General features: G+C 64.4%; 3 protein-coding genes. 1 reads left to right on the forward strand and 2 read right to left on the reverse strand.

All coding sequences use genetic code 11. The features are described from left to right. Positions 1–239: 239 nt before the first annotated feature. On the forward strand, positions 240–2,051 hold the full coding sequence (locus tag U9980_RS22565; RefSeq protein ID WP_322769768.1) for a SpoIIE family protein phosphatase: 1,812 nt from the start codon (positions 240–242) through the stop codon (positions 2,049–2,051). Positions 2,052–2,416: 365 nt separating this feature from the next. Here the strand turns inward: U9980_RS22565 and U9980_RS22570 are convergent, their stop codons facing one another. Together U9980_RS22570 and U9980_RS22575 are read right to left on the reverse strand one after the other, a co-directional pair. Further along, complete coding sequence (locus U9980_RS22570) at positions 2,417–2,782, reverse strand: DUF5615 family PIN-like protein (RefSeq protein WP_322769769.1); 366 nt, start codon at positions 2,780–2,782, stop codon at positions 2,417–2,419. Then, on the reverse strand, positions 2,779–3,201 hold the full coding sequence (locus U9980_RS22575) for a hypothetical protein (protein WP_322769770.1): 423 nt from the start codon (positions 3,199–3,201) through the stop codon (positions 2,779–2,781). The genes U9980_RS22570 and U9980_RS22575 overlap by 4 nt, the downstream gene beginning before the upstream one ends. Between the last annotated feature and the right edge of the window lie 738 nt (positions 3,202–3,939).

Genomic DNA, 3,939 nt, shown 5'->3' on the forward strand with positions numbered 1-3,939 from the left:
GCCCCGCCCGGGAACCGCCCGAGAATTAAGAGATCATCTGCATCGGATCTCTCCACGATCTATCCGGCACGGATCGTGCGCCGGCTGACGGAGCCCGACGCGAGCTGCCTGACGGGTTCCGGCTCGCGGATCTGGTAGTCCGGCCCCAGACTTGTACCCATCCCTATTCATCCGAGCCTTCGGCGACGATCGGCATCGCTCACGGCCACGGCCACGGCCACGGCAGGACTGGTCCCAACATGAATCCAACGCCGCCACCCCAGTGGCCGGACGCGGCGGGCAGCCTTCCTTTTCCCTCTCCTGACCCGTCGCCCGACCCGCCGCCCGACCCGCGGAGCCTGCCGACATCCAAGCCGTGGGAAGACGTGCTACTCAGTTCGCAGCTGTTCGACGTGGCGCCGATGATACTGAGCATCGTTGATCGCGAGCTGCGGTTCCGCGCGGTGAACCACCTCGCTGCCGCAGCTGCCGGCCTGACCCCTCAGGAGATGATCGGCCAGCCTAGCCCGGATCTGCTGCCGCACATGGACCCCGGCGGTTGGGAGATGGACCGCCAGGTACTGGCAACCGGTGAAGCGATCATCAATGGGGAGGTTGCCGGCGCGACCCCGGCGGACCCGGCGGACCACCGTGTCTGGCGGATCTCCCGCTTCCCTCTGCACGACTCCAGCGGGGCCACGGTCGCGGTCGGGATAGCAGCGGTGGACGTGACGGAACAAAGCCGCGCAGTGGCCGAATACGACATTGTGGAGCGGCGCCTACAACTGCTGGGTCGGGCAAGCGGTCTGCTCGGCACCTCGCTGGACGTGCAGGCGACGTTACAGGCAATGGTCGAACTCGTCGTTCCGGAGTTCGCCGACGTCTGTGAGCTGTACCTGGCGGACGAACCGTACGGAGCCGACGCCGACCCCCACCCGCTGCAACTTCGCCGTGCTGTGTGGGCGCACGCCCCCGATCTGCCGCCGCCACCCCCTGGTCAGCAGCTTCCGGAGCAGGGCAAAGTGATCAAAATGGCGAAGGGGCAACCGCATCAGGTGGCGTTCGCCACCCGCCAGCCGGTCCGCGTCGACGTTGATGATGCACCGTTCGCATCCGATGCCACACTGCTGGTAATCACACTGCTACGGCACTTCCAGCTCCAATCCGCGATCTGCGTACCGCTACTGGTCGGTGGTGACTATCACGGGAGCCTCGGGTTCGCCGTCACGGCATCGCGCCCCTACCGGGACCAGGATGTACGCACCGCGGCGGAGCTGGGGAACCGGATCGCCAGCGCGATCGCCAACGCGCGCGCCTTCACGCGACAGCAGAGCGCCGCCCTAATGCTGCAACGCGCTCTGCTGCCCCGGGACCTCCCGGCGGTGGAGGGCCTGGAACTGACATGGCGCTACCAACCCGGCACCGTCGGCACCGAAGCGGGCGGCGACTGGTTCGACGTCATTGCGCTGCCGACCGGCCGCATAGCCTTGGTCATCGGGGACGTAATGGGCCGCGGTCTGGGCGCCGCCGCCGTCATGGGGCAGCTCCGTACCGCAACGCGTGTCCTCGCCGGTCTCGGCCTGCCTCCCGCCGACGTTCTGACCGAGCTTGACGCCGTCACCCAGACTCTCGGGACCGGTCCCGACGGCGCCCTCGCCAGTGTGCTCTACGTGAGCTGGGAAGCCGCCACCGAGACCGTGACCTTTGCCAACGCCGGTCATCTCCCCCCAGCGCTGCGCCACCCCGACGGAACCGTCGAACTCATCGGTGACACCCACGGCATCATGCTCGGCGTCGGCGACCAGAAGCTCACCGAAACCCGCTGCCGGTTCCCTGCCGGCTCCACCCTCGCGCTGTACACTGATGGGCTCGTCGAATCCCCCACGGTCGCCATCGGCGACGGCTGCCAACGTCTACTGGACACCCTGGCCGACGCCGCTGACCTGCCCACCACCGCCGACCTGCCGACTACCGCCAACCGCTTGCTGCGTCTCATCGACCGAGGCAACGGGTTCGACGACGACGTCGCTCTGCTCCTCGCTCGCGCCAACCCGTGCTCCCACGGGTCGTAGACGGCCCGGACGATCTGTCTCTGCAACCTGATCGGGCACGGTACCATCACCCTGTGCACCATGACCGTCACGTAATGCGCACCCGAGTGGAATACCTGACAACTCCGTTCACGAAGACGGACCAGCGCCTCGTCGATCTCTCTCCGCAGATCGGCCATCCATAGACCATGATCGGCATATGCTTGTCGTTATGTACGATTTTTAGCCGAATAAGCGTACACAACGACAAACATACGATGATCTTCGGCGTAGCCGGCGTCCGCCAGAGGCGCACTCGCGTCCGCCGGGTCACTCACGGTCACATGAAAAGGCGCCCTGACGCGCTGACCACATGGATTCGCCCACGAATAGTAGGGCGGCAGCGATCAGCGTCGTAGAAACACGACCTGATCAGGAATGATGGCACCTGGCTCCTGGAGCAACTTGTCGAGTGCGCTCACCACAGCACCGACAAAGCCGCGGTCCGGTGGAAAGGATTTGGTCGCGATGAGAACGAGACCGGCGTGTGAGCGTCCACCAGCCCGGTATTGGGCATCGAGCGGCAGAAAATCCTTGATGTTGAGCGTAACCAGCGCGCGTCCTTGACGCGCAGCCTCCGCCAGCACCTGGTCATCAGGCAACGAGATCAGCGAAAAATCGGAGACAACGGACAGGACGTCGTGCCCCCTCCCGACAAGTTGGGCCGCTATCCGCTCCCCGAGCATCTCGTCGAGCAGGAGAGGGCTGCTCATCCGGCCAGCAGGTCCTGCTCGCGCCGCCAAGCCCGCTCGGCCGCCTGCTCGGCATCATCAGCCGCGGTGATCTCAGCGTCGACATCGTCCGGGTAGGCCGCCCAATACCGCAGCGCCGTGCGGAGCAGCCGTAGCGGCAGACCGCTGTTGTCCGCAACCATGGACAACAGCGCGTGCTCAGCCAGCTCCGGCTCGGCTGCCCGGGCGGACCGGACCGCTCGCACGACCTCCCAGATGTCAGGCCCACCGACCAGACCCGCCCGCCGTCCCGTCGACCCCTCCCTGAAAGTGATGCCAGGATGTTCCGTGGTCCGCAGCCCTTCATCCACCAGCCGGTTCGCCGCTGAAGACAGCGAAAGACCCGGATGCGTCGCCACGTACGCCTGCAGGCGTACGGCCACGGTGGCCTCAAACCGCACCGGCGTCGGAGCCTTCCTCGTCATGCGACTACAGTGTAGTCGCTACGATCAGTTTGGCAAGATTAGCCGTGACACGATCGACCTATTACAAGGGCATCGACCGGACAGGCCGCTGCCGACCGCTGGGGCCAAACGCCGACCGGTGCTACCGGCACGCGAATGGCACGGCACAAGATCGCCATCATGTCCGGCAGCAAGCCGACCCGCACCGCAGGCGCGCCAGCGCCGAGGAGCGGAAACGGCGCGGCAGCTCTGGTGGCCGGCGACGGACGGGTACGTTGGTGTCATCGCGTCACATATCGAGGCGAGTACCGGTGGACAGCATGAGTGAACGAACTATGAAAACCCTGTTTCTTTATCGCATCAGGAATTAATGAAGCAGTTCGGTGCGACAGGCTGATTTGTGCCAGTATATATAAAGATATCAGGAGCATAACCATCGCCAACCTTGTCCCAGAGACTGCTCGAATTTCCGTTGGAGTCGGATACCACTTCTCCTTGAACTGTGCAGGATATGTAGACCGTCGAATCTCTCAACTTTCCTATGACGCTGCTTGTGAGCGACGGCAAGGAGTAGACGTTATCGGTTGCGATAGTCAAGCGTGGCGCCGGCGTGGATCTAATAGGATTCGGCGCCAGCGTGGCGCTAATAGGATTCGGCTCCGGCGTGGATCTAATAGGATTCGGCTCCGGCGTGGATCTAATAGGATTCGGAGTAGGGGTCACAATAGATATCAG

Source organism: Protofrankia sp. Cr1, assembly GCF_963555865.1.
GTDB lineage: Bacteria > Actinomycetota > Actinomycetes > Frankiales > Frankiaceae > Protofrankia.